Annotated in this window: 19 protein-coding genes; 11 read left to right on the top strand and 8 right to left on the bottom strand. The window is 45.3% G+C overall.

Going from position 1 to position 25,258, the window contains the following annotated elements; genetic code table 11:
• Positions 1 to 146: 146 nt before the first annotated feature.
• The gene (locus BMZ72_RS16150; RefSeq protein WP_143087712.1) at positions 147 to 647 is read right to left on the bottom strand and encodes a hypothetical protein; all 501 of its coding nucleotides are present in this window, start codon (positions 645 to 647) and stop codon (positions 147 to 149) included.
• 412 nt (positions 648 to 1,059) lie between these two features.
• On the opposite strand from BMZ72_RS16150, the gene BMZ72_RS16145 reads away from it, so the two are divergent.
• Together BMZ72_RS16145 and BMZ72_RS16140 are read left to right on the top strand one after the other, a co-directional pair.
• Positions 1,060 to 2,472 (top strand): MATE family efflux transporter, encoded by a 1,413-nt coding sequence (locus tag BMZ72_RS16145; RefSeq protein ID WP_089810118.1) that lies wholly within the window; start codon positions 1,060 to 1,062, stop codon positions 2,470 to 2,472.
• Between the two features lie 56 nt (positions 2,473 to 2,528).
• Positions 2,529 to 3,455 carry a PfkB family carbohydrate kinase gene (locus tag BMZ72_RS16140; protein ID WP_089810116.1) on the top strand — a complete coding sequence of 309 codons (927 nt, stop codon included), beginning with the start codon at positions 2,529 to 2,531 and terminating at the stop codon, positions 3,453 to 3,455.
• Between the two features lie 72 nt (positions 3,456 to 3,527).
• Here BMZ72_RS16140 and BMZ72_RS16135 read toward each other — a convergent pair whose 3' ends face one another.
• A complete protein-coding gene (locus BMZ72_RS16135; RefSeq protein WP_255373215.1) occupies positions 3,528 to 4,328 on the bottom strand; it encodes a S1/P1 nuclease in 801 nt (266 codons plus the stop codon).
• A 110-nt stretch (positions 4,329 to 4,438) separates the two neighbouring features.
• Here BMZ72_RS16135 and uvrB point away from each other — a divergent pair, with 110 nt between their 5' ends.
• From uvrB to BMZ72_RS16115, 4 genes are all read left to right on the top strand, one after another.
• Positions 4,439 to 6,493, top strand: a complete 2,055-nt coding sequence (uvrB, locus tag BMZ72_RS16130) for an excinuclease ABC subunit UvrB (RefSeq protein ID WP_089810113.1) — start codon at positions 4,439 to 4,441, stop codon at positions 6,491 to 6,493.
• A gap of 438 nt (positions 6,494 to 6,931) precedes the next feature.
• Positions 6,932 to 8,320: an ammonium transporter gene (locus tag BMZ72_RS16125; protein ID WP_089810111.1), complete on the top strand. Its 1,389-nt coding sequence runs from the start codon at positions 6,932 to 6,934 to the stop codon at positions 8,318 to 8,320.
• Positions 8,321 to 8,584: 264 nt separating this feature from the next.
• Positions 8,585 to 9,667 (top strand): porin, encoded by a 1,083-nt coding sequence (locus BMZ72_RS16120; RefSeq protein WP_089810109.1) that lies wholly within the window; start codon positions 8,585 to 8,587, stop codon positions 9,665 to 9,667.
• A gap of 127 nt (positions 9,668 to 9,794) precedes the next feature.
• Positions 9,795 to 10,460, top strand: a complete 666-nt coding sequence (locus tag BMZ72_RS16115) for a DUF2461 domain-containing protein (RefSeq protein ID WP_089810107.1) — start codon at positions 9,795 to 9,797, stop codon at positions 10,458 to 10,460.
• A 204-nt stretch (positions 10,461 to 10,664) separates the two neighbouring features.
• Here the strand turns inward: BMZ72_RS16115 and BMZ72_RS16110 are convergent, their stop codons facing one another.
• Together BMZ72_RS16110 and BMZ72_RS16105 are read right to left on the bottom strand one after the other, a co-directional pair.
• On the bottom strand, positions 10,665 to 10,916 hold the full coding sequence (locus BMZ72_RS16110; protein WP_012788212.1) for a hypothetical protein: 252 nt from the start codon (positions 10,914 to 10,916) through the stop codon (positions 10,665 to 10,667).
• A 300-nt stretch (positions 10,917 to 11,216) separates the two neighbouring features.
• Positions 11,217 to 12,206, bottom strand: coding sequence for an aspartate-semialdehyde dehydrogenase (locus BMZ72_RS16105; RefSeq protein WP_089810105.1), 990 nt, complete (start codon positions 12,204 to 12,206; stop codon positions 11,217 to 11,219).
• A gap of 124 nt (positions 12,207 to 12,330) precedes the next feature.
• On the opposite strand from BMZ72_RS16105, the gene BMZ72_RS16100 reads away from it, so the two are divergent.
• The 3 genes from BMZ72_RS16100 (at position 12,331) to BMZ72_RS16090 (ending at position 17,711) form a co-directional block, all read left to right on the top strand.
• Complete coding sequence (locus BMZ72_RS16100) at positions 12,331 to 14,928, top strand: lamin tail domain-containing protein (protein ID WP_089810104.1); 2,598 nt, start codon at positions 12,331 to 12,333, stop codon at positions 14,926 to 14,928.
• A 116-nt stretch (positions 14,929 to 15,044) separates the two neighbouring features.
• Positions 15,045 to 15,695 carry a DUF5606 family protein gene (locus tag BMZ72_RS16095; RefSeq protein WP_089810102.1) on the top strand — a complete coding sequence of 217 codons (651 nt, stop codon included), beginning with the start codon at positions 15,045 to 15,047 and terminating at the stop codon, positions 15,693 to 15,695.
• 288 nt (positions 15,696 to 15,983) lie between these two features.
• Positions 15,984 to 17,711 carry a M3 family oligoendopeptidase gene (locus tag BMZ72_RS16090; protein ID WP_089811582.1) on the top strand — a complete coding sequence of 576 codons (1,728 nt, stop codon included), beginning with the start codon at positions 15,984 to 15,986 and terminating at the stop codon, positions 17,709 to 17,711.
• A gap of 78 nt (positions 17,712 to 17,789) precedes the next feature.
• Here BMZ72_RS16090 and BMZ72_RS16085 read toward each other — a convergent pair whose 3' ends face one another.
• The 4 genes from BMZ72_RS16085 to purN all read right to left on the bottom strand — a co-directional run bounded on the left by BMZ72_RS16085 (position 17,790) and on the right by purN (position 20,299).
• Entirely contained in the window at positions 17,790 to 18,215 is a 426-nt protein-coding gene (locus BMZ72_RS16085; RefSeq protein WP_089810100.1) for a Fur family transcriptional regulator, read from the bottom strand.
• A 16-nt stretch (positions 18,216 to 18,231) separates the two neighbouring features.
• Positions 18,232 to 18,864, bottom strand: a complete 633-nt coding sequence (locus tag BMZ72_RS16080; protein WP_089810098.1) for an SCO family protein — start codon at positions 18,862 to 18,864, stop codon at positions 18,232 to 18,234.
• Positions 18,865 to 18,990: 126 nt separating this feature from the next.
• The gene (locus BMZ72_RS16075; RefSeq protein WP_143087711.1) at positions 18,991 to 19,653 is read right to left on the bottom strand and encodes a hypothetical protein; all 663 of its coding nucleotides are present in this window, start codon (positions 19,651 to 19,653) and stop codon (positions 18,991 to 18,993) included.
• Between the two features lie 79 nt (positions 19,654 to 19,732).
• Positions 19,733 to 20,299, bottom strand: coding sequence for a phosphoribosylglycinamide formyltransferase (purN, locus tag BMZ72_RS16070; protein WP_089810093.1), 567 nt, complete (start codon positions 20,297 to 20,299; stop codon positions 19,733 to 19,735).
• 436 nt (positions 20,300 to 20,735) lie between these two features.
• Between purN and BMZ72_RS16060 the strand changes: the two genes are divergently transcribed.
• Positions 20,736 to 21,980, top strand: a complete 1,245-nt coding sequence (locus tag BMZ72_RS16060) for a c-type cytochrome (RefSeq protein WP_255373214.1) — start codon at positions 20,736 to 20,738, stop codon at positions 21,978 to 21,980.
• A gap of 137 nt (positions 21,981 to 22,117) precedes the next feature.
• Positions 22,118 to 25,204: a TAT-variant-translocated molybdopterin oxidoreductase gene (locus BMZ72_RS16055; RefSeq protein WP_089810087.1), complete on the top strand. Its 3,087-nt coding sequence runs from the start codon at positions 22,118 to 22,120 to the stop codon at positions 25,202 to 25,204.
• Positions 25,205 to 25,258: the final 54 nt, after the last annotated feature.

The raw sequence follows: 25,258 nt of genomic DNA, 5'->3' as shown, positions 1-25,258 counted from the left end.
CTTTATAAAGTCGGTTTTTCCGATCTACGGATTGGAGCCATATCCTAATGACGAGCGAAGACCATCATGATAATGGCCGGAATATTTCCGGCCATTATTACTTTAGTTGAACCAGTGAGTCTCTAATTTCTTAGCAAAATAGCCGATTACTGCGCAACGCTTTTCAGGATGTTACCGATAGCGATTGTGCTGTCTTTCGTAGCACTGTAGCGTACTTTAGCGAAAGCATTGATCTTAAGCGCACTGTCAAAATTGAATTTACGTGTGCTGCCATTTACTACTACCGTCTTGATCTTGTTCCAGATCACTTTAGTAGCTTCTGCACCATTACCAACGAGGGTATCTTTAGTCAGCGTGTCAGTTACTGGTGCAGCAACGGTACCACCGATCAGATAGAAAGGATGTTTGATGTCTTTAGCAGAAGCTTTCAGGGTGATAGCCAGGTTTACACTGCTGTCTGTGTTTTCAGACAGGGTGATAGTACCTACCTGAGTCGCATCAGTAGCGCTTTTGGTCAGTTTGTACTCTTTAGTACGTCCAGGCGCAGGTGTTGGATTGTCATCATCATCGCTGCAAGCTGCAAAAGTAATACCCATAGCAAGGGCTAATGCTCCCATTTTAAGAGCATGTTTTTTAATCGTAAGCATGGTTTCCGTTTAATTGAATTTTTAGAACTTAGGTTTCCGTTTTCCGTATTTTAAATACAATAATGGTTTCTCAGCGCTGATGCTATTGTTAAACGAGAGCGTTAAAGAAAAGTTACAATCATTGTAAAAAAATTATTTAATGTGTTTTGGTCATGCAATGAAGTGCTTACCCGTATTGAATTTGATGTCTTTTAAAAAATATCTGGAATGAGATGTTTGTTGCCACACCTTATAAAAAAACAAAGCGGTTTAAAAAAACATCTTTAGCTTTGTAGCCTACAATTTTAAACGCCATGAAAAGCATCATGTAATACCTGGTCCTCCCAGGTATCCCCCACGCCCACTTTATTAAGGATGTACTCCATACAGTGCAACCTGTTCCCATTTTCTAAAAGTTTCTAATAGTTTTAACATGCAACATACACAGGCAGATTCCCGCCTGGGCAAGGCATTCCGGCTGTTTATAATGGCTGTGTCAGGTACGGAGAAAGAATTTACCAGTGGTAATATCAACCGTGCAATCTTTTTATTATCTGTTCCGATGATACTGGAAATGGTGATGGAATCACTGTTTGCAGTTGTCGATATCTTCTTTGTAAGTAAACTGGGTAAACATGCGATCACTACTGTAGGATTGACAGAATCTATCATGACGCTGGTATATACTGCCGCATTCGGTTTAAGCATGGCTGCTACAGCTGTTGTGGCTCGCCGTACAGGTGAAAAGGACAGTGATGCGGCTGCACATACTGCGGTGCAGTCATTGTACGTCGCACTCACACTCGCTGCTATCATCGCTGTTACGGGCATTGTATTCGCCAGTGAAATACTGACGTTAATGGGAGCTTCTGATGAGGTGATCTATAACGGACACATTTACACGCAGATCATGTTAGGTGGTAACCTCATCGTTATTCTCATTTTTCTGATCAATGGTATCTTCAGAGGTGCAGGTGATGCCGCTATCGCCATGCGTTCATTGTGGATCGCGAATATTTTGAATATCATTTTGTGTCCTTTGCTGATCAATGGATTCGGTCCTATTCCTGCTTTAGGCCTGAAAGGCGCGGCACTGGCCACTACAATTGGCAGAGGTATTGGTGTGTGTTATCAGTTATATCACCTGTTTGGTGGTAAAGGACTGATAAAAATAAACAGTCGTCATCTGCTTCCTGATATGGGAGTGATCGTGCGATTACTTAAAATAGCGGCAGGTGGTACTGCACAGTTGCTTATTAATACTGCCAGCTGGATATTCCTGGTCAGATTGATAGCTCGCTTTGGCGAAGATGCCGTCGCTGGTTATACAATAGCAGTGCGTATTATTATTTTCACGCTCTTACCTGCTTCCGGTATGGCGAATGCGGCCGCGGCGCTTGTTGGACAGAACCTTGGCGCCGGACAACCAGATAGAGCAGAAACCTCAGTTTGGAGAGCTGCATTTTTTAACATGCTTTTCCTGGGATTTGTGTCAGTCTTTTTCCTGCTGGCAGCCAGACCTATCGTCATGCTGTTTACACAGGATACCGGTATTATCGCCTATGCTGCCCAGTGTTTGCAACTGGTCAGCGTCGGTTATATCTTCTACGCCTATGGTATGGTGCTTTCACAGTCCTTTAATGGCGCCGGCGATACGCGTACGCCTACGCTGATCAATCTTGTCGGTTTCTGGATGTTACAGGTCCCGATGGCCTGGATAATGGCTGTAAATTATAATATGGGCCCTGCGGGCGTGTTCTGGGCGATTGCGATCGCCGAATCCTGTGTGGCAGTTGCAGCAATATTTATATTCAGGAAAGGATGGTGGAAGCGGGTAAAAGTTTAGTTACATTTGCGCTGTTTTGTTTTAAACTAACTAAAACCCAATAAAAAAAGATCAGCATGTCGCTAACTGTTGTAGGAACGATGGCGTTCGATGATATTGAGACGCCCTTTGGTAAATCCGGACGAATTATCGGTGGTTCAGCCACTTATATCGCATGGGCCGCTTCTAATTTCGTGAAGCCCATTAATCAGGTATCTGTAATCGGAGGAGATTTCCCTCAGGATGAACTCAACGCGTTGACCGCTAAGGGTGTTGCGTTGGATGGTGTACAGGTGAAAAAAGATGAGAAGTCCTTCTACTGGGCGGGTAAATACCATATGGATATGAATACCCGTGATACACTGGCTACAGAACTGAACGTATTGGGTGAGTTCCAGCCGGTAATACCTGACAGTTACCAGGGCAGCGAATTCCTGATCCTGGGTAACCTGACCCCGCAGGTACAGCTGAGTGTAATAAAACAAATGAAAACAAGGCCTAAGCTGATCGTAATGGATACCATGAACTTCTGGATGGAAGTTGCTATGGACGATCTGAAAAAGGTACTGAAAGAAGTAGATGTACTCCTGGTGAATGATGGTGAAGCACGTCAGCTGACAGGCGAAGTATCCCTGGTGAAAGCTGCCCGTACGATCCTGACCACTATGGGACCAAAATATCTGATCATTAAGAAAGGTGAGCATGGCGCACTGCTGTTCCATGAAAATCACGTATTCTTCGCTCCTGCCCTGCCACTGGAAGAGGTATTCGACCCAACCGGTGCTGGTGATACTTTTGCCGGCGGTTTCATTGGACACCTGGCTAAAACAAAGGACATCTCTTTCGAGAATATGAAAACTGCGATCATCGTAGGTTCTGCAATGGCTTCCTTCTGTGTGGAGCGCTTCGGTGTAGGCCGTCTGCGTGAAATCACCCAGGACGATATCAATGCACGTCTCGATCAGTTCGTACAACTGGTAAACTTCGATATCGATCTGATCTAGTCAGTTCGTATCTGCTATAAAAGAAAAAGCATCCGCCACGGCGGATGCTTTTTCTTTTATACTTGTAACCCATTATTTGTAGATCTGATTCAGGAGTGCTGCCAGACGCAGGCCTCCTTTCAGCAGCTGACCATTCAGGTCGCCGATAAACCAGTAGTTATAACGATAACTCAGTTTGTCATTGGCATGTGTCAGTGCATATACTTTATTGGACAGCTGATTGGAATCGTACATCCAGTCAGCAATACTGCCATTCTGGATCTTACGCACTTCAGCGGCAGATGCTGTATCCAGCGCTTTGGTATATTCGGTATAGCTGAGCTGCTGGAATTCTATCAGTTGCTCATCCCATACACGGTGCAGGTTACTCTGCTTGTCAAACCACATCACAGCGATCTTATTACCTCCCTGATCTTCATCACGGCCGATGTGTAAAGGCTGGTGCATGTCTCCTATCATATGTATGAGGAAAGTCAGTGCAAATACCTTATCTGCTTTGGATGTAGCCGGATCTTTCAGTTTTTTGATCAGCGCTTCCGTCTGCGCATACAGGTTCTCGCCGGTCGTGTGCTTTTTCAGTTCTTCGTCAAATTGTGCACGATCAACATTGGCAGGGAAATCCAGGTAATGCCAGGGAGAGGTATGATCATATACATGGGTGGTGTCTGACTTGATAAAGTCAGGCCAGTTGGCGACCATTGCCATACTCTGCGGACCGAGCAGCGCTGCAATGGCCTTGCGTGCCTGCGGAGTAAGATGACGGCTGGCAATCTCTGCCACAACACGATGGCCTGTAACACCCCAGGCAAAGCTTGTCATGGGAATCAATGGCAATATGACACCCAGCAAAACATGGTACAATTTTTTAAACATAAAGGATGACAAGGTTAATAATATACAAGTGTGTAAAGGTGAGCCAGTTTTTTCAAATGAAAAAGCACTCTCCGATAATTTGTACATTTGATAACGTCATAACTTAAGATATGCCCTTCAAGATACAAGCACCATATGCCCCCGCAGGCGATCAGCCAACAGCTATCAGACAGCTGGTGGAAGGTATTCAGGATGGAGCCCCTGCCCAGACATTGCTGGGGGTAACAGGTTCCGGTAAAACATTCACAGTTGCCAATGTTATCCAGCAGGTACAGCGTCCCACGCTGGTCCTGACGCATAACAAAACACTGGTAGCCCAGTTGTACGGAGAGTTCAGGCAGTTCTTTCCGGATAATGCCGTGGAATACTTCGTGTCTTACTATGACTACTACCAGCCGGAGGCTTACATGCCTGTAAGCGATACCTATATAGAAAAGGATCTTTCGATCAATGAAGAACTGGATAAGTTGCGTCTCAGGGCCACAACCAGTCTTTTATCGGGCCGTAGAGACATTATCGTGGTAGCCAGTGTGTCCTGTATATATGGTATGGGGAACCCGACAGACTACGAAAATGGGATCATCCGGCTGCATAAAGGCCAGACCATTGGCCGTAATACCGTGTTACACGGACTGGTCAACTCTCTCTATTCCCGTACCACCGGTGATTTCAACCGTGGTAACTTCCGGGTACAGGGAGATACAGTGGATATCAACCTGCCTTATGTGGACTTTGGATATCGTATCACCTTCTTCGGAGATGAGATCGAGGAGATCGAAAGCTTCGATGTACAGAATGGGAAACGTATCGGAACGATGGAAAATGCCGCCATCTTCCCCGCCAATCTCTATATGGCGCCTAAGGACATGATGGCACAGATCACCTTTGAGATCCAGGATGAACTGATGGCCCAGGTGGAGTATTTCCGTTCTATCGGAAAACATCTGGAGGCACAGCGCCTGTCAGAAAGAGTGAACTATGACCTGGAGATGATCCGCGAACTGGGCTATTGCAGTGGTATTGAAAACTACTCCCGTTTCCTGGACAGACGAGCGCCGGGCACCCGCCCATTCTGTCTGCTGGATTATTTCCCGAAAGACTTTCTGTTAGTAATAGATGAGAGTCACGTTACCATTCCTCAGATCGGCGGTATGTATGGTGGTGACCGGTCCCGTAAACTGACCCTGGTGGACTTCGGCTTCAGGTTGCCATCTGCGATGGATAACCGCCCGCTGAACTTCTACGAATTTGAGAACCTGGTGAACCAGGCCATCTTCGTCAGCGCTACGCCAGGTGAATATGAACTGCGGCAGACCGAAGGTGTTGTAGTGGAGCAGGTTGTAAGACCTACCGGACTGCTGGAGCCACCTATTGAGATCAGACCGAGTGTGAACCAGGTAGACGACCTGCTGGATGAAATAGACAGGCGTGTATTAAAAGGAGGCCGCGTACTGGTGACTACCCTGACCAAAAGAATGGCAGAAGAGATGGATAAGTATCTGCACCGTATTAATGTGAAGTCCCGCTATATCCATTCAGAGGTAGATACCCTGGAACGTATTGAGATCTTAAGAGACCTTCGCCTTGGTAATATAGATGTACTCGTTGGGGTGAACCTGCTGCGTGAGGGTCTTGACCTGCCTGAAGTAACGTTGGTGGCCATACTGGATGCGGATAAGGAAGGCTTCCTGCGTGATGAACGTTCCCTGACACAGACAGCGGGACGTGCGGCGAGAAATGCGGAAGGGCTGGTTATATTTTATGCTGACAAGATTACCGACAGTATGCAGCGTACAATAGATGAGACAGACCGCCGCCGTGAAAAACAGGTCGCCTATAATACAGCTCATAATATTACGCCACGGACAGTGCTGAAAAGCAAGGAGCAGATCCTTGGACAGACATCTGTGTTGGAAATCAAGCAGTTCGATGAAAATTCGCCTTATGCGGTACATGATGAGGTTAGTCTGGTAGCAGAAGATGCGATGGGCTACGCGAAGCAGGAAGCGGTAGCGGCTAAAACCATTCCTCAGATGGAGAAGGCCATCAGTAAGGTAAAGAAGGATATGGAGAAGGCTGCGAAGGATCTGGACTTCATGGAAGCGGCCCGTTTACGCGATCAGATGTTCGCTATGCAACGGGAATTAGAAAGTATGAAGCAATAATGCTGCAGTGAGACCCATTTTTATGTTCTGGATCATAAAATTCACATGTATTTAATTGTAATATATTAATATTTTTCAACGTAGATCAAACACCTAGTAAAATCAGCCTAATATATAATAGGCTGATTTTTATTTTATTATATGCCATATGACATATTTGCAGTAGCAACTGTCTCTCCAATGTTAGAAAATTGTTAAACGCCCCCTTTCGTCTTCCTTAATTTATTGGTATTTAGTCGTTTATAAAAGGCGTATGCCCCTTTTTTAAGCACCTTTTCATGCAAATTTTAATACATATATTATGAATAATAATAATATAGTTAATTTTTGCCCGTTCAACCCATATTTTTGTTCAATCATTTCTATTTTTTGCCTTTTCTATTTGATGACTTGAATATCCTTCATACTTTTATTGAAGAAATTTAAAAATCAATTGCTATGAAGAAAACATCATTTCAAGACTATTTGCCCTTCATTGTGCTGGCATTGATCGCAGTATTTGCACTTTTCATTCCAGGAGAGCTTCCTTTTGCTGATCCTGAAGGAAAGTACAATTATGGTGATATTGCCTGGATCCTGGTGGCATCCTGCCTCGTATTCCTGATGACTCCCGGTTTGTCATTCTTCTACGGTGGTATGGTGAATCGTAAGAATGTGATCTCAACATTGGTACAGAGCTTTATTGCTACCGGTGTGGTGAGCATAGTATGGGTTGCCGTTGGATTCAGCCTTTCCTTCGGTACATCAATAAATGGTCTGATTGGTGATCCTTCAACCTTCCTGTTCTTTAAAGGAGTACCTTCCGGCCAGCCCTGGTCTCTGGGAACTACTATTCCTTTACTGTTATTCGCCCTGTTCCAGATGAAATTCGCAGTGATCACTCCTGCACTGGTAGTAGGTGCTGTTGCAGAAAGGATCCGCTTCACATCTTATGTATTATTCATGGTGTTATTCAGTCTGCTGGTATATGCGCCAATTGCGCACTGGACCTGGCATCCTGATGGTATCCTGTTCAAACTCGGCGTACTTGACTTCGCAGGTGGTACAGTAGTACACATCTCTGCTGGTTGTGCTGCTCTGGCTGGTGTACTGGTACTGAAACGCCGTAAAGATCATATTGAAAAGAAAGAACTGCAGCCTGCAAATATTCCTTTCGTACTGTTAGGTACAGGTCTGCTGTGGTTCGGCTGGTTCGGTTTCAACGCAGGTTCTGCCCTGGGTGCTAACGGCCTCGCTGCTTCTGCTTTCGCTACCACAAATACTGCCGCTGCTGCTGCTGGTCTGTCCTGGATCTTCTTCGATGTGATCCGTGGCCGTAAAGCTTCTGCACTCGGTTTCTGTATCGGTGCCGTAGTTGGTCTCGTAGCTATCACGCCTGCTGCCGGTTTCGTAGGAATTCCGCAGAGTATCATGATAGGTTTCGCTTCCGCTATCGTATCTAACCTGGTAGCACACTACAAATCTAAAACTGCGATCGATGATACCCTCGATGTATTCCCTTGCCATGGCGTAGGCGGTATGGTAGGTATGTTGCTGACAGGTATTTTCGCCAGCAAAAATGTAAACGGTGCTATCTCTGACGGTCTGTTCTACGGTGGTTTTGAACTCTTCAAAAACCAGGTGATCGGCCTCGTGATCGTAGTAGTATACAGCTTCACCGTATCTTACGGTATCTTCAAGCTGATCAACCTGATCCACCCGCTTCGTGTAACTGAAGAAGAAGAAGAACTGGGTCTGGATGCTACACAGCACAACGAACAGTACCATCCTGCTATGCTGAGTGTACAAGACAATGGTGCACTGAAAGAAGAGCAGATGGCGCACTAAGCCACAACAACCAAGAGATTAACATAGTTTGACACCCAAAAGTCGAATAGCTAATAATTATTCTGGGAAATAAAGAACGTAGACAGAATTATATTTTATCAACCAGAATTTTTTATCAACCAATTTCAATTATTCCATGTAGGATTTTCCTTCCCGGATAATTATTAGCTATTCTTTTCCCTTCATTTCCGGCTATAGAACAGTACGAGCAAAGAACTTCGAAAACAACACACGCACACCATTTTATCAACCAAATATCGTTTCATGAAAAAAGTTCTATTGGTAGCATTTGCTGCCTGCCAGGGATTTATTGCCTATTCCCAGACCGCTACTGATACGACGCAAGCTCCGCTGGTTAAGATCTCAGGGTCCGCGGACGTATATTACCGGTATAATTTCAATGGCAACAACACTGACAACAAGACCAGTTTCACCAACTCACACAACAGTTTTGAACTGGGTATGATCTCTCTCAAAGCCGAGCATGAATTCAAGAAGGGAAGCATCGTAGCGGACCTCGGTTTTGGTAAAAGGGCTGCTGAATTCTCCTATAACGAGACTACCGATAAAACAAATACAGCCGAACTGGCCATCAAGCAGTTATACATAGGTTATCAGGTGCTGGACAAACTGAAGATCAGCATGGGTAGCTTTGGTACACATGTTGGCTATGAACTGCTGGATGCTTATCTGAATCGTAACTACAGCATGAGTTACATGTTCAGCAACGGTCCCTTCTTCAGTACCGGTGTAAAGGCTGATTTCACTATCAGCAGTGCCTGGACAGCGATGATCGGCGTATTCAATCCGACTGATTTTAAGTCCGCCTCCTGGACCAATAACAAATATGTAGGTGCACAATTGGGCTACTCCTCTACCAAAGCACCACTGAAGCTCTACCTCAATTACCTGGAAGGAAAAGATACTACTGGTATTCAGAACCATCAGATCGACTTCGTTGCTACCTACCAGATCAGCTCTGTACTGGGGCTGGGATATAATGGTACTGTCAGCACTTACAATGATACCCGCGATAAGGAACCCGGCGCATCTGCTAAAAAATGGTGGGGCTCTGCACTGTATGTCAATGTTGACTTCAATGACAAACTGGGACTGACCGTACGTGGTGAATATTTCGATGATAAAGATGGTCTTAAAACCTTTGCTACTGCCGGCGGCGGCCATGTTGTGGCCGGTACGCTTTCACTGAATTATAAAGTGGGTAACCTGACGGTTATACCCGAATTCAGAGTAGATAATGCATCTGTAGATATCTTCAATAAGAAATCAGGGGCTCCTGCTGCTACATCCCCAAGTGTGCTGTTAGCTGCAACATATCATTTCTAGTAAATAAAACTTATTGCCTGCGCTCTTCGTTCCTGGCTTTCCGGCCAGGGATGAAGGGCATAGTGCATTTATAGATTACTGGAACAAGGGAAAATAATTTTTATATTTTGTGTACAAAACTGATTACATGTTACAGCCCCCCACGTTGAAGTTCTTAAAATCATTAGCTAAGAATAATAATAAGGTATGGTTTGATGAGCATAAATCCGATTATCAAAATGCGAAAGCTGATTACGAAAGCGTAGTACAACAGATCCTGGACGGGTTAGCTAAACAGGAGCCTTTATTGATAGGTCTCCAGGTCAAAGACTGTACTTTCCGTATTTATAAAGACACCCGTTTCTCAAAAGATAAAACACCTTACAAAACCAATATGGGCGCGTCTTTTGCGCCGGGTGGCCGTAAAACGCCACGTCCTGGTTATTATTTTCATCTCGAACCTGGGGGGAATAGTTTTGCCGGTGGCGGATTGTGGATGCCGGAAGCGTCTGTGCTCAAAAAAGTGAGACAGGAAATAGATTATAATTTCGAAGAATTTCAGCAGATCATTTCCAATAAGGAATTCATCCGCTACTTCGGAAAGATCGAAGGCGAATCATTAAAGACAGCACCACAGGGCTATCTGCCGGACAATCCCGCCATCGCATATCTGAAACTGAAAAGCTTCACCGTATGGCATCATATATCCGACGATGCCGCTTTGCAGCCTGCATTAGTCAGGGAGATCCTTAAAATATTTTCGGTAATGCAACCCTTTGTCAAATTTATGGACAGGGCACTGGATCTGGAATAGTTAGTTAATTTCCCGGGGTGAAAATACTATCATTAGTCACTGTCCGCTGTTAGCGGATGGGTAAGCCACAATGCATTGTAATTTTCTCTGGGAGTAACACCGTTTTCAAGACGTGAGCAGCATAACCATCTGCCGGGCATATTTTCCGACCGTGGGCACATTCACCGGCCGGCAGATGACTACAGCACAATAATTTTCAACGGATTAGTTCTTGTGGATCAGAAATTCGAATGGTCTTGCCTTGCGGTTCTTCAACAGGTTTTCCTTGTCTGTCTTAGTGTGCGCAAAACGTTGATTATACACGTTGGCTACCTCAATGATCGGGATAATGCCGTCCAGTGTATCATGTTGATCCACAATGTTCATGATGCGGGACACCTGTGAAGAAAAATTAGTACTCCACTCTTCAGTAAATTTGTGCATCAGTAAAAGCTCACGATTGGCGTTGGTTTTCATAGGACTTTAAGGGTGTTTACGGAATTAAGAATTTTTAGTTCTTTCGGCACCTTACTTGCTCACAAAGATAGTTTTTTGGAATCAGTAAGTTGGCATAGGATTATTAGTACCAAAATTGGATTTTATCTTCCATAAAGCAATACTACTTCTGTGTAATTTTTGTTAAAGTGATACTTATTTCGCATCAAATCGATACTAAAAGAGCAAGTGTGGGTACACTTGCTCTTATCAGTTTAAATAAATCGTTTATACGTTCGCGAAATTATCACCCGAAAGGATAAAGTCGACGGCTATTTTTTACTAAATCCACTTTTGTGCGTGGAGATATTCTGCTATCTGCACCGCATTTGTTGCAGCACCTTTACGCAGGTTGTCTGCCACGATCCACATATTCAATGTTTTTTCCTGTGTTTCATCACGACGGATACGACCTACGAATACTTCGTCTTTCTCATGTGCATCTTTTGGCATCGGATACAGTGCTTTGGATGGATCGTCTACCACAATAACACCTGATGTGTTTTCCAGGATGCTACGTACTTCCGCCAGCTCAAATTCATTGTCAAAAGCGATGTTTACAGACTCACTGTGACCGCCGATCACAGGGATACGTACAGTAGTCGCTGTTACACGGATGTTGCTGTCGCCCATGATCTTCACGGTCTCTTTCACCATCTTCATCTCTTCTTTCGTGTAACCATTATCGAGAAATACATCGATCTGCGGGATCACGTTCAGGTCAATGCGGTGTGCATATGCTTTTTCACCTTCAATACCCTGACGCTCGTTCATCAGCTGATCTACCGCTTTTACACCTGTACCAGTCACTGACTGATAAGTTGAAACTACTACACGGTTGATCTTGTACTTATCATGTAAAGGATTCAGTACAAGCACCATCTGGATAGTAGAACAGTTAGGGTTTGCGATGATCTTATCTTCAGGTGTCAATGTTTTACCATTGATCTCAGGAACCACCAGCTTCTTGGTAGGATCCATTCTCCATGCAGAGGAATTATCAATTACAGTAATACCTGCTGCTGCAAATTTTGGCGCCCACTCCAGAGAAGTGCTGCCACCAGCAGAAAACAATGCCACATCCGGTTTCATGGAAATTGCTGTATCTGCATTCACCACCTTATAAGGCTTGCCCTTAAATGTTACTTCCTTACCAACGGACTTCTCAGAAGCCACGGGAATCAGTTCTGTAACCGGAAAATCTCTTTCGGTCAATACTTGTAACATTTTTGAGCCTACCAGTCCGGTAGCTCCTACTACGGCAACTTTCATTGTTTTTACATTTTAATTTTTTGGAAATGCAAATTTAACACAACCATTGCGGTTTTCAATGTCTTCGGCAGAATCATAGAAAATCACTAAATTTCTGTCCAAACCAACCCAATTTTTTTAAGACATGCGTACTACCATTGTTTGTGCATGCCTGCTGATGCAGGTATCTTTCTCCTGCGCTCAGGTAAGCGAATCTTTTGACTATCAGTATATTAATGAAGCAGTTGCCTGGAAGGGAACAGATACTGCGTGGACAGTAGATCAGGGCCGCCTCCGTAGCCGCCTCCCACGCAGCAGCAGTACATTCCATCTTTCCACAACCTCTTCGCTGGCCCGTAATGCAATATGGGAGTGGTGGCTGCAACTGGACTTCAATACCTCCTCCCTTAATTATGCGGATGTATTTCTTATCGCTGATAGCGCCAACCTTTCCGGACCAGGTGCTAAAGGATATTTCGTGCGCATTGGCAATACAAAAGATGAAGTCAGTCTTTACCGGAAAGATGGCAACCTGCCTCCTGTCCTGCTGATCGATGGGCGTGATGGTATTACCGATCATACTTCTTCCACATTAAAAATTAAAGTGATCAGAAAGGAGGATAACTGGGAATTGTGGACCGATGAAAATGGCGATGGCACTGGTTATATCCGGGAAGGTATAGCAAAAGATAATATGTATAACACGTCCCGTTGTATGGGATTCGCTATACGTCAGTCTACCGCTTCTTTCTTTGGTCGTCATTATGTTGATGATGTATCTGTCCGTCCGCTTGTCACAGATACCATACCTCCATCGCTGTTGTCTGTTCAGCTGATCAATGCCCATACCATCACCTGCTGTTTCAGTGAAACACCTGATAGCAATAGTTTGCGTGACTACCGTAATTTCCAGCTTTCGGGTACAGACAATATCCCCTTGCGTATCTGGCAGGAGCATAATAATCCCTCCTGTGTGAATGTGCAGTTTGAACAGCCATTTCCCAATGGTGATAGCTGCTATTTATTGGTGAGTGGAATAAAGGATCCTGCAGGTAATGCAGCACCTGTACTAAGAGCATCTTTCCTGTATTACCTTTCTACAGGATATGATGTACTGATACATGAATTCCTCCCAAGAGCATTACCTTCCGCAGGATTACAGGCCGTGCGTTTTGTAGAGCTGAAGAATAATAGTCCGTTTACGCTTCAGCTAAAAGACTGGCGACTGGCTAACAGTAGCAGAGAAGTGCTATTACCTGCCCATCTTTTTCCACCGGATACTTATCTGGTATTATGTGACAGGCAATCTGTGAACCAGTTTTCCACTGATATTGCCGTGATGGGCATCAGTAATTTTCCCGCACCTGGTGACAGTGATATGATCATTCTTCGTAATGATAGCGGCACGCTGGTACATGCAGTTGCATATGACCGCAGCTGGTATCATAATCCGGTGAAAGAGAAAGGGGGCTGGAGTCTTGAGATGGTAGATGTACACTGGCCCTGTGCAGGTAGTAGTAACTGGCGACCCTCACTGGCAAAAGAAGGCGCTACGCCTGGTAAACAGAATACAGTCAGCGGACAAAGTAATTTACCTCCACCCGTATCATTGGTACATGCATATGCACCTGATAGTATGACGGTCGGACTATCGTTTTCAGGTATGATGGATAGTCTGGATGTAAGTGTTGCTGCCCATTATTATTTTGATCCGGCTTTGTCTGTTAATAGCGTCATTGCACAGGGGCCATTATATAATAACGTATCCCTTCAATTAGGTACGCCACTCCAGCCGGGTACTATTTATAAGATCTCGGTAGCCGATCTGAAAGATTGTACCGGACAGGAAGTGACCGTTATGCCTGATCTGGCGGTGGCCAGGGTTTTTGAAGCGGATAGTTTTGATATCGTCTTTAATGAGATCTTATACGATCCGGCTTCCGGTGTGCCGGAGTTTGTGGAGCTATTTAACAGAAGCTGTAAAGCGGTTGATCTCTCCCGTTTATTCCTGACAAGAAGAAAAACGGATGGTCTGCCGGATGAAGTGGTTCCTTTATCAGGGACTGCCCGTTTATTATTGCCGGGTGCTTATGCGGCTTTCACCACAGACCCGTCTGCTTTGTGTGGCAAGTATGATTGTTTATCACCGGAAAGAATTTATAAAATAAATCTGCCGGCACTGATCAATGGGGAGGGTATAGTTGTATTATTAAACGCCGCCGGGAATATCATTGATGAATTGCATTATTCAGATGCAATGCATGTATCCCTGGCCGGTAATACCAGGGGTGTTTCACTGGAACGGTTACAGGCAGATGCCCCTACACAGGATAAGTATAACTGGCATTCTGCGGCGGCATCGGCAAAATATGCGACACCCGGAAAGATGAATTCCCAGCAGCTGCCGACAGGGAGTATTCAGGGGATGTTATCGGTCCGTCCGGATATTTTTTCTCCGGATAATGACGGATTTGAGGATGTGGCAGTACTCAGTTATCAGTTTCCGGCGCCGGGTTTTGTCATAAATGTCACGATTTTTGATGCGGAAGGGCGGTCTGTCAGGCAGTTAGAAAGAAATACGGTCCTGCCCGCTGAGGGGCATATGATCTGGGATGGCCGGGATGCCGGGAACCGCGAGCTGGTAACAGGTATATACGTCATCTTTGCCGAGGTGATCAGTCCCGGTGGACAGGTGCGACAATGGAAATTGCCGCTGGTATTAGGAAAAAAGTTAAATAGTTGATCCTGTCAAAAAGAAAGGTTGTTTTTGTCAATTATCAAGAATAATTAAATGAACAGCCTCTCCAATTTGTCGGATAGAAACGATTTTTTATATTTGCGCTTCTTAAAAATTTGAACATGCAGTATAGAGAAATAGTTGCAGTAACCGGTTTGAGTGGTTTGTTTCAATTAATTGCCAGCAAACAGGATGGCGCTATCGTAAGATCTCTGGAAGACAAGAGCACAAAATTTGTGAGCTCCCGCATCCATAATTTTACTCCGCTGGAAAGCATCGAGGTGTTTACAACCGGAGAAAATGTAAACCTGGCTGAAGTATTTAAAGCCATGCAGGACCAGGAAGCTAAAACAGCTCCGGTTGGTACCAAAGCTGACAATAATGCTATCAAGTCTTATTTCAAAAGCGTGTTTCCTTCTTTCGATGAAGACAGGGTTTACGTTAGTGATATGAAGAAGATGGTAAAATGGTATGCCATCCTCAAGACTAACGATCTGCTGAGATTCGAAGAAGTAGCTGAAGATGCTCCGGAAGCTGCGGCTGAAGAAGTAGCAGTTGCTGCTGATGAAGCAATTGCTGAAAAGCCAGCTAAAAAAGCTGCTAAACCTAAGAAAGCTGCCGCTAAAGAAGGCGCTGAGGAAGTAGCAACTGAAGAAGCGCCGGCTGAAAAACCTAAAAAGGCTAGAGCTAAGAAAGAAGACGCTCCTGCTGCTGAAGGTGAGGAAGCGCCTAAGAAAAAGGCTGCTCCTAAGAAAAAGAAGACTGAAGAGTAATTCTTAGATAATTTATTGGTTTCCAATGCCAGACGCTGTGTGTATATCGCATGCAGCGTCTGGTTTTTTATTGTCTGTACTACAGATATGTGGTGTTTTTAGCCTGGTACCCCGCCCGGGTGACGCGCGTTTTATATTAGTCAGACTATACTTATTCTCCGTTACTCCTTCGTTCCGCAACGAAAGATCAATGAAAGATCAATGAAAGATGACTATAGTCAGATACCAGATCAGCCCTTCTTATTTCCTATCTCAGGTCTTTGCCCCGGAATTTCTTATTTTAGTAAAATGAAGACTTTAGACGCAAATATTGAGAAACAGCCACGTAAACTGTTACCCGAAGACTTTACGGTAACAACGTGGGAGGCATTGCAGCCATATTTTGAGGAGTTGCGGCAAAGGCCGCTCGAAAGTGTAGCAGCCCTGGAGCAGTGGCTGAAGGATATCAGTGAACTGGAGGCTGTCATCAGTGAGGATGCCTGCTGGCGCCAGATACGCATGACCTGCGATACAACCGACAAATCCCTGGAAGAGGCTTTTGCCTACTTCTGTATGGAAATACAGCCCCAACTGCAGCCCTACGCGGATGCGCTGAATAAAAAGCTGCTGGCCAGTGAATGGGTAAAAGACCTGGATCAGGAGCTGTATGCTACTTATCTGCGGAGTGTGCGTAAACAGGTAAAACTGTTCCGTGAAGAGAATGTACCCCTGATGGCAGAACTGAGTGTGCAGTCACAGCAGTATGGCGCTATTGCCGGTAAGATGACCATTACTGTAAATGGACAGGAATATACCCTGCAACAGGCAGCCCGCTTCCTGGAAGACAGCAACCGCGAACTGCGGGAGGAGGTATTTACCAAAACGGCGAAGCGTCGTCTGGAAGATAAAGACACCCTTGACCAGCTCTTTACTAACCTGATCACCAAGAGAGATCAGGTGGCAAAGAATGCCGGTTTTGCCAATTACCGGGATTATAAATTTGAAGACCTCGGACGTTTCGACTACACAAAAGAAGACTGTTTTCAGTTCCACACGGCTGTAAAGGAGCATATTGTGCCGCTGGTAAAGAGTCTGCAGGAGAAACATCGAGCTAAACTGGGGCTGGATGTGCTGAAACCCTGGGATTCCGATGCGGAACCACAGGGTGTGAAACCACTGTCCCCTTTCCAGACCGGAGACGAGCTGGTGAACAAGGCGATTGAGTGTTTTGACCAACTGGGACCATTCTTTGGTAACTGTCTGCGTGTGATGCAAAAATTAGGACGCCTGGATCTGGAGAGCCGTAAGGGTAAAGCACCGGGTGGTTATAACTGTCCGCTGGCAGAAACCGGGGTGCCTTTCATCTTTATGAATGCGGCCGGTCAGATGAAAGACCTGACGACCATGGTACATGAGGGTGGTCATGCGGTACATTCCTTCCTGAGTCATAATCTGTCTCTGAGTGCTTTCAAAGAGTATCCGATGGAGATCGCGGAAGTGGCGAGTATGAGTATGGAGCTGTTTACCATGGACTACTGGAATATCTTCTTTAGCAATGAGGAAGAACTGCGCAGGGCTAAACTGCAACAGCTTGAACGTGCGATCGTTATCTTCCCATGGATCGCTATTATCGATAAATTCCAGCACTGGCTGTATGAAAACCCACAACATACGGTGGAAGAACGTACAGCAGCCTGGGTCGCTATACAGGATGAATTTGCTACCGGTGTAGTGGACTGGAGCGGTTGGGAGGATTATAAAGCGATCGGCTGGCAGCGCCAGTTACACCTGTTTGAAGTGCCTTTCTATTATATAGAATATGGTATTGCGCAGTTAGGAGCGATTGCGATGTGGAAACAGTTCAAAGAGAACAAGCAGCAGGCCCTGGATAATTATGTGCATGCACTCAGCCTGGGTAGTACCCGTACCCTGCCTGAACTGTATAAAGCGGCGGGTATTCAGTTTGACTTCTCCCCTGCTTATGTGCAGGAACTGGCAGCTTTTGTACAGAAGGAGATCGCTGCGATCACTAAATAAATGAAGTTTGCTACAAAATAAAATCGCCTGATCCTTAATTGATCAGGCGATTTCTTATATAAAAGACTAAGGATCAGGTTATTTACATTCCTTACACACGCCACTTACTACTACATCCACATTATGTGCGGCATATCCTTTCGGCAGGTGGATCTCTGGTACATCGGTATCCAGGCAGGTGGTGTTACCACACTCTTCACATTTGAAATGTACATGATGATCATGGTGATCATGTTCTGAACACTCCGATCGGCAGAGTGCATAACGGATGGAGGTATCTGTGGTTGGGATACTATGGATGATCCCTTTATCCAGGAAGGTTTGTAGTGTGCGGTAAACTGTTACGCGGTCAAAGCTCTGACCGGCCAGTTTTTCAAAACTGCTATGTTCAAGTGCGCCATTGCTGTTCATGAACAGTTCCAGTATCTTCACACGGGTATCCGTAATGCTGAGCTTACTATCCCGGAGCAGTTCGGTAATACTTGCTTTGTTCTTGTTGCTCATGATAATTTATAACGAGTTATTGTTTTTCCTTTAGCAACCGGTCGATGTCAACGATCATTTTGTCTACATCACTTTTTTTCGTGCCTTCATACAGCCCTCTTATGCGGGATTCGCCGTCTACCAGGGCAAACCATTGGGTGTGTACGAAGTCATCATCACCGGTAAATGTACCATTGTCAACCATATAACCAGCTCTGGCCAGTTTATAGAGTTCTTTTTTGCTGCCGGTCAGGAACCACCAGTTACGGGGATCTGCGCCGTGCTCTTCTGCGTATTTTTTCAGGACAGGGATGCTGTCGGTTTCCGGATCTACGGTATGAGACAATATGCGGAAGCGGGGTTCATCTTTATATGCTGCATAGACTTTCGTCATGTTTGCATTCATCTTTGGACAGATGTTGGTGCAGGTGGTAAAGAAATACTCCGCTACATAAACCTTTCCTTCAACGTCTTTGCTGGTAATTGTTTTTCCTTCCTGGTTAGTAAAAGAGAAGCCCCCGACGATGTGGCCGTTGGTGCCAAGTATAGGTAATTTCTCTTCTCCGAAGAAGGTGCCTTTCTCACCTTTGATCACATAACCGGAGTAGCCAAGGAAAGCGATGGATAACAACGCGAAAAATATAATATAGAACACATTCTTTTTAGACATAATGCCAGTCGTTTTACACCACAAAGGTAGCACACAATTAGGTAAATATGCTTAAGCACCCTGCCGGCAGGCGGGTGGCGGAAGAATGAGGGCTGTTTGCTGGAAAATGGCGCTGTTGGCGGATTATTACAGGCGCAATCCGATCTTTATGCCAAGGTGCAGACTGGGCAGTACGCTGATGAGGCGTCCGTCTCTGGAGTCAGCCACCCCATTATTATCATAAAAGTTATTGTAGTCATAGACTTTGGCGCGGACGCCGAGACCTATGTAGGGGTCTATAATGAATCTGTCTCTTGTGATCTGGCGGCCCAGCAGGAACTGGATGGCATAGACATCTTTGTCGCCGGTGTTTTCGTATTCGGTACCCTGGATATTGATCTTTTCATTGGGGTAGAACACTTTCTTATATAAAAGGACAGGCTGGAAGTAGGTACCCTGGGCGCGGGAGATGTCATCTTTCTGGGTGACGAGGTACCAGCGGAGGCTGGCGCTGAACCCAAGACCTCTCCCATCAACAAATTGTTCAGTACTGATATCTGGTTTTTTCTGACCGATATCTATTTTCCTGGCGAGGATATAATCGGGGTAGTCTGTATAGATACCGGCGATACCCAGTTCAAGACTCAGCCGTGAGGTGAGTTCCTGTTCGACGGAGAATTCCAGCTGATTGATCAGCCGGGCGGGATTTACCTTAATAAAGGTAGACCGGTGAAAGGGCGTTTTGTCCTGGGCATAGAGGGACATTCCACTCAGGCATAACAGGCAAATAACAAGCAGTGGTTGTTTCATATAATTGTCTGCATTTGACGGAAGCCGTCAGCAATTGTAGGTTCAGAAGGAAGCCTACAGCTGAGCTGAAAGCCTGTGATTACGAGGTCAATAATCGTTCCACAATCAGAGGATACCATTGGTGTTCAAGCAGGTGGATCTTAGCTGCGAGGGTCTCAGGGGTATCATCCGGGGTGATCGTACAACGTTCCTGGAGGATTGTTGCGCCATCATCATATTTTTCGTTGACGAAGTGGATGGTGATGCCACTTTCTGTTTCTTTTGCCAGGATCACTGCTTCGTGTACGAAGTTGCCATACATGCCTTTTCCACCGTATTTAGGTAACAGGGCCGGGTGGATATTAATAATACGGTCCGGAAATGCCTGTACCAGGTTGGCGGGTACTTTCCAAAGGAAACCGGCCAGTACGACGAGGTCGGTGGAGGCGTCCTTTAATACCTTTATATAATGGTCCGTACGAAAAAAGCCTTCTTTTTCTATCAGTACGGAGGGGATACCTTCTTTTTCGGCGATCTTCAGCACGCCGGCCTCCGGTTTATTACAAAGTATCATAGCGACCTTTGCAATGGACGAGTTCCGGAAATGATCAATAATTTTTTGTGCGTTACTACCTGCTCCCGAGGCGAAGATGGCTATATTTTTCAAAGTGCGTATGTTAAATTATAAGACGGCGCAAAAGTAACTAATTGGTCTTATTTATGGAGAGGTTTGAACATTCCTGGTACCGGGAGGGTTATAAATGGAACCTGATAAGCACAAGGAAGTTAAGAAAACAACAGTCCGGACAAAAATAATACCATTCAAAAGGACACACCATTATATATATAACCAGAACGATGAAGACTGCAAGAGTTTGTCTGGAATCATGACTTTTATCATGTTTTTTCTCATGCGAAAAGCATTGATCAATACGCGCTTTAGCGGAATATATATAGGGAAAAGGAATCAGTGAAGCAAGTAAGAATTTTTTATAATTGTTGATAAATTGTCAACATTGTGTCTTATTTTTGTGAGCACTTTTAAAGAAACTTAAGGTCAAATCTAAACTAAATAGGCTGTGTATCGTCGTGTTTCCATTCTTATGCGCAAGCATTTTGTGAGTGTTCTTGTCCTATGCGTTGCAATGATCGCGTCCTTATCAGTAAGGGCAGCAGATCCAGGCAAGGGTAAAACATTGTTTCAGCAGAATTGCGCCAGCTGCCATAATGTTCACAAACAAGTTACTGGTCCTGCACTGAAGGGTGTGGAAGAACGTTGGTCCGATAAGAAATTATTGCACCAGTGGATTCATAACTCATCTTCCGTGGTGGCTTCAGGTGATGCTTATGCTGTTAAACTCTTCAATGATTTTAACAAGCAGGTGATGCCTGGTTTCCCATCTTTCACTGATGCTGATATCGATGATATCCTGGCTTACATCGCTGATGAAGGTAACAAACCGGTTCCTGGTCCTGGTGATAAACCTGGTGATCAGGCAGCTACTCAGGGAGATGGTGGTAACAACAGCCTGCTGTTCGGTATCATCACGCTGATCCTCGCTATCGTTGCGCTGATCCTGATGCAGATCAACAGTAACCTGAACAAGCTTGCTGGTGACAAAGACGGCGTACCTACTCCGGAACCAGTTCCTTTCTACAAGAACAAAGCATACATCGCCCTGGTGATCCTGCTGCTGTTCATCGTAGGTGGTTACTATACAATTAACGGTGCTATCGGCCTGGGTCGTCAGAAAGACTACATGCCAGAGCAACCGATCTTCTACTCTCACAAAGTTCACGCAGGTGTTAACCAGATCAACTGTCTGTATTGTCACGCGGGTGCTGAGAAGAGTAAGCATGCTATGATCCCTTCTGAGAATATCTGTATGAACTGTCACAAGACTATCAGCGAGTATGGTGGTGCTGACCTGTACACTGCAGAAGGTAAGAAGGTAAATGGTACTGCAGAGATCCAGAAATTATACGATCATGTTGGTTGGGATAAGAAAGCACAGGCTTACACTAAACCTGGCAAACCAATCCAGTGGACTAAAATCCATAACCTGCCTGATCACGTTTACTTCAACCACTCTCAACACGTAGTAGCTGGTAAACAACAGTGTCAAACCTGTCACGGTGCGATCACTGAGATGGACGAAGTTCATCAGTTTGCTGAGCTGTCAATGGGCTGGTGCGTAAACTGTCACCGTACAACTAAAGTGCAGTTCGCAGATAATAAATATTACAGCATTTTTGAACAGTTCCACCAGCAGGTGAAAGAAGGCAAGATCGACAGCGTAACCGTTGAGATGGTAGGTGGTACTGAATGTCAGAAATGTCACTATTAATATAGAAGAGGTAAATCGGGTGAAGGAAGCTTAGGGGATTGTTAGCGAGTGTAAATCGTTATGCCGGCATGCTGTACTTCAACGAGGAGCTTCAAAGTTCTAAAACAATATATCCGTAACTCGTTAGTATAAATAACATGGAGCAAAAAAAGTATTGGAAAGGCTTGGAGGAGTTGCACAATACCAAGGAACATCAGGAGATTGTGAATAACGAATTTAGAGAGGACCTGCCTTTTGAGGAGAGTGAAAGCCTGTTGAATGCTACTACACCCCGCAGGGATTTCCTGAAATACCTGGGGTTCACTACCGCAGCTGCTACAATTGCGGCTAGTTGCGAAACGCCTGTTAAGAAAGCAATACCATACGTAAATAAGCCGGAAGAAATCACTCCCGGTGTACCTAACTATTACGCTTCCACTTACGCAGTAGACGGAGAATATCTGCCTATCGTCGTTAAGACCCGTGAAGGTCGTCCGATTAAAGTTGATGGTAATGATCTGTCTTCTGTAACCGGTACAGCTTCCACAGCAAGAGTACAGGGTTCTGTTCTGAGCCTGTACGATGCAGCTCGTCTGCGTTTCCCAACCATCAGTGGTGCGGAAACAACATGGGCAGAGCTGGACAAACAGGTAGGTGCTGCACTGGCTGGTCTGGGCGGTGCTCCTATCGTGTTACTGACCTCCACTATTATCAGTCCTTCTACAAAGAAAGTTATTGCAGGTTTCCAGGCGAAATATCCTGGTTTCCGTCATGTAACATATGATGCAGTATCCTACTCAGGTCTGCTGCTGGCTAACGAAGCTTCTTACGGAAAGAGAGCGCTGCCTGTTTACCACTTCGAAAATGCAAAGACGATTGTGAGTCTGGATGCAGATTTCCTGGGTACCTGGCTGAACCCTGTAGAGTATTCCAAGGGTTATGGCGTTAACCGTAAGATCGATCAGAAGAGACCGGAAATGAGCAAACATTTCCAGTTTGAGAGCATGATGAGCGTTACCGGTGCAAATGCTGACGAAAGATTCACACACAAGCCTTCTGAACTCGGTGCTGTTGCACTGGCGTTGCTGAGCGCTGTTGGTGGTGCGGTAAGCAAACCAGCTATCGCTGACAAACGTCTGGCAGAAGGTATCGAAAAAGCTGCGAAGTCACTGAAAGAAAACCAGGGTAAAGCGCTGGTGGTAAGTGGTTCCAACGATGTAAACGTACAGATCATAGTAAATGCTATCAACAGCCAGATCGGCGCGAATGGCACTACTATCGACTGGAATTCCACTTCCAGCTACCGTCAGGGTATCGACAGTGAGATGACCCAGTTGGTAAGTGATCTGAATGCAGGTAGCATCGGTGCATTATTCGTATATGGTGTTAACCCGGCTTACGACTACTTTGACTCCGCGAAATTCATCTCCGGTGTTAAACAGACGAAACTGACGGTTACATTCAACGATCGTAAAGACGAAACTTCTGAAATATTCAAGTATGCTGCTCCTGCTCATCACTTCCTGGAAAGCTGGGGAGATGCAGAAGGCCGTACCGGATACTTCAGCTTTATACAGCCAACAATCGCACCACTGTTCAAAACACGTGCGTTTGAATCTACCCTGCTGGCATGGAGCGGAAACGCTACTTCATGGGAAGATTTCCTGAAAAATGAGTGGATCACTAAACTGGGTAGCCAGGAAGCATGGGATAAAATCCTCCAGGATGGTATCATCGAGCCGGCTCAGCCAGCTGCTTTAGGTGGTGCTACTTTCGCTGGCGACGTTGCTGGTGCAGCTGCCAAGATCAACAGTGCCAAGAAAGGCGGTAAGCTGGAACTGGTGTTGTATCAGAAAGTTGCTATCGGTAATGGTAAAGAGGCGAACAACCCATGGTTGCAGGAAATGCCGGATCCAATCACCCGTGCTACATGGGATAACTACGCTGTAATCTCCAACACCCTCGCTAAAACGTTCAATACGCAGCTGGGTGATGACTACGAAATCAACAACGACAGAAGTGTACTGAAGATCAAAGCAAACGGTAAGGAAATCGAACTGCCGCTGCTGATCCTGCCTGGTATCCATCCTGAAGTTGTGGCTATCGCGGTTGGTTACGGTCGTAACAACAACGCCGGTAAAGCTGCTGCAGGTGTAGGTAAAAACGCCTATCCGTTAGTAAGCTTCAACGGTCAGACCTTTGATTATTTCGCTGCTGATGCGGTGGTTGAAAAAACCGGCGCTATTGCTCAGATAGGTGTGACCCAGACGCATAACAGCTATGAAGGTCGTCCTATCATAAAAGAAACTACCCTTGAAGAGTTTATCAAGAACCCTAAAGAGGTAAACGAAGACCGCAGAGAACTGGAAAAATATGGTCCGGACTTCCGTAAGGACGGTACCCTGTATCCTGATGTTCACCACTATCAGGGTATCAAATGGGGTATGTCTATTGACCTGAACACCTGTTTCGGTTGCGGCGCTTGTACTATTGCATGTCAGGCTGAAAACAACGTATCTGTAGTTGGTAAAGAACAGGTGCTGAAAGCACACGAAATGCACTGGCTGCGTATCGACCGCTACTTCGCAGGTGATGAAAATAACCCTGAAGTAGTATTCCAGCCGATGCTGTGTCAGCATTGTGATAACGCTCCATGTGAGAACGTTTGTCCGGTAGCTGCTACCAACCACAGCTCTGAAGGTATCAACCAGATGGCTTACAACCGTTGTATCGGTACCCGTTACTGCGCTAACAACTGTCCGTATAAAGTTCGTCGCTTCAACTGGAGAGACTGGAACGGTGCTGACAGCTTTGAAAATAACCTGTATGATGTAGCAGGTATGAACGATGATCTGACACGTATGGTACTGAACCCGGATGTAGTGGTTCGTAGCCGTGGTGTAATGGAGAAATGTTCTTTCTGCGTACAGCGTTTACAGGATGCTAAACTGACTGCTAAGAAAGCTGGTCGTCCGATGAAGGATGGTGAAGCTAAAACAGCTTGTCAGGTTGCATGTGCTGCTGATGCGATCGTATTTGGTAACATCAACGATAAAGAAAGCCGCATTGCTAAACTGCGCACTGAAGAGCAGACTGAAAGGATGTATTATGTACTGGAAGAAACCCATACATTACCTTCTATCAACTACCTGGCTAAGATCAGAAACAAAGATGCTGAGCCTAAGTTGAAAGGACATCATGAAGAAGAAGCTCATCATGAAGCAGCAGCAAAACACGAAGCGTAAGCGAGGGTTGAGCTGATTAGATTGAAAGATTAACAGAGAGATAAAGTTTTAAGT

The sequence above is a fragment of the Chitinophaga sp. YR627 genome, from assembly GCF_900114995.1.
In the GTDB taxonomy this organism is placed as follows: domain Bacteria; phylum Bacteroidota; class Bacteroidia; order Chitinophagales; family Chitinophagaceae; genus Chitinophaga.
The sequence above is the reverse complement of the archived record's forward strand: the minus strand, read 5'-3'. Positions and strand labels throughout refer to the sequence as shown.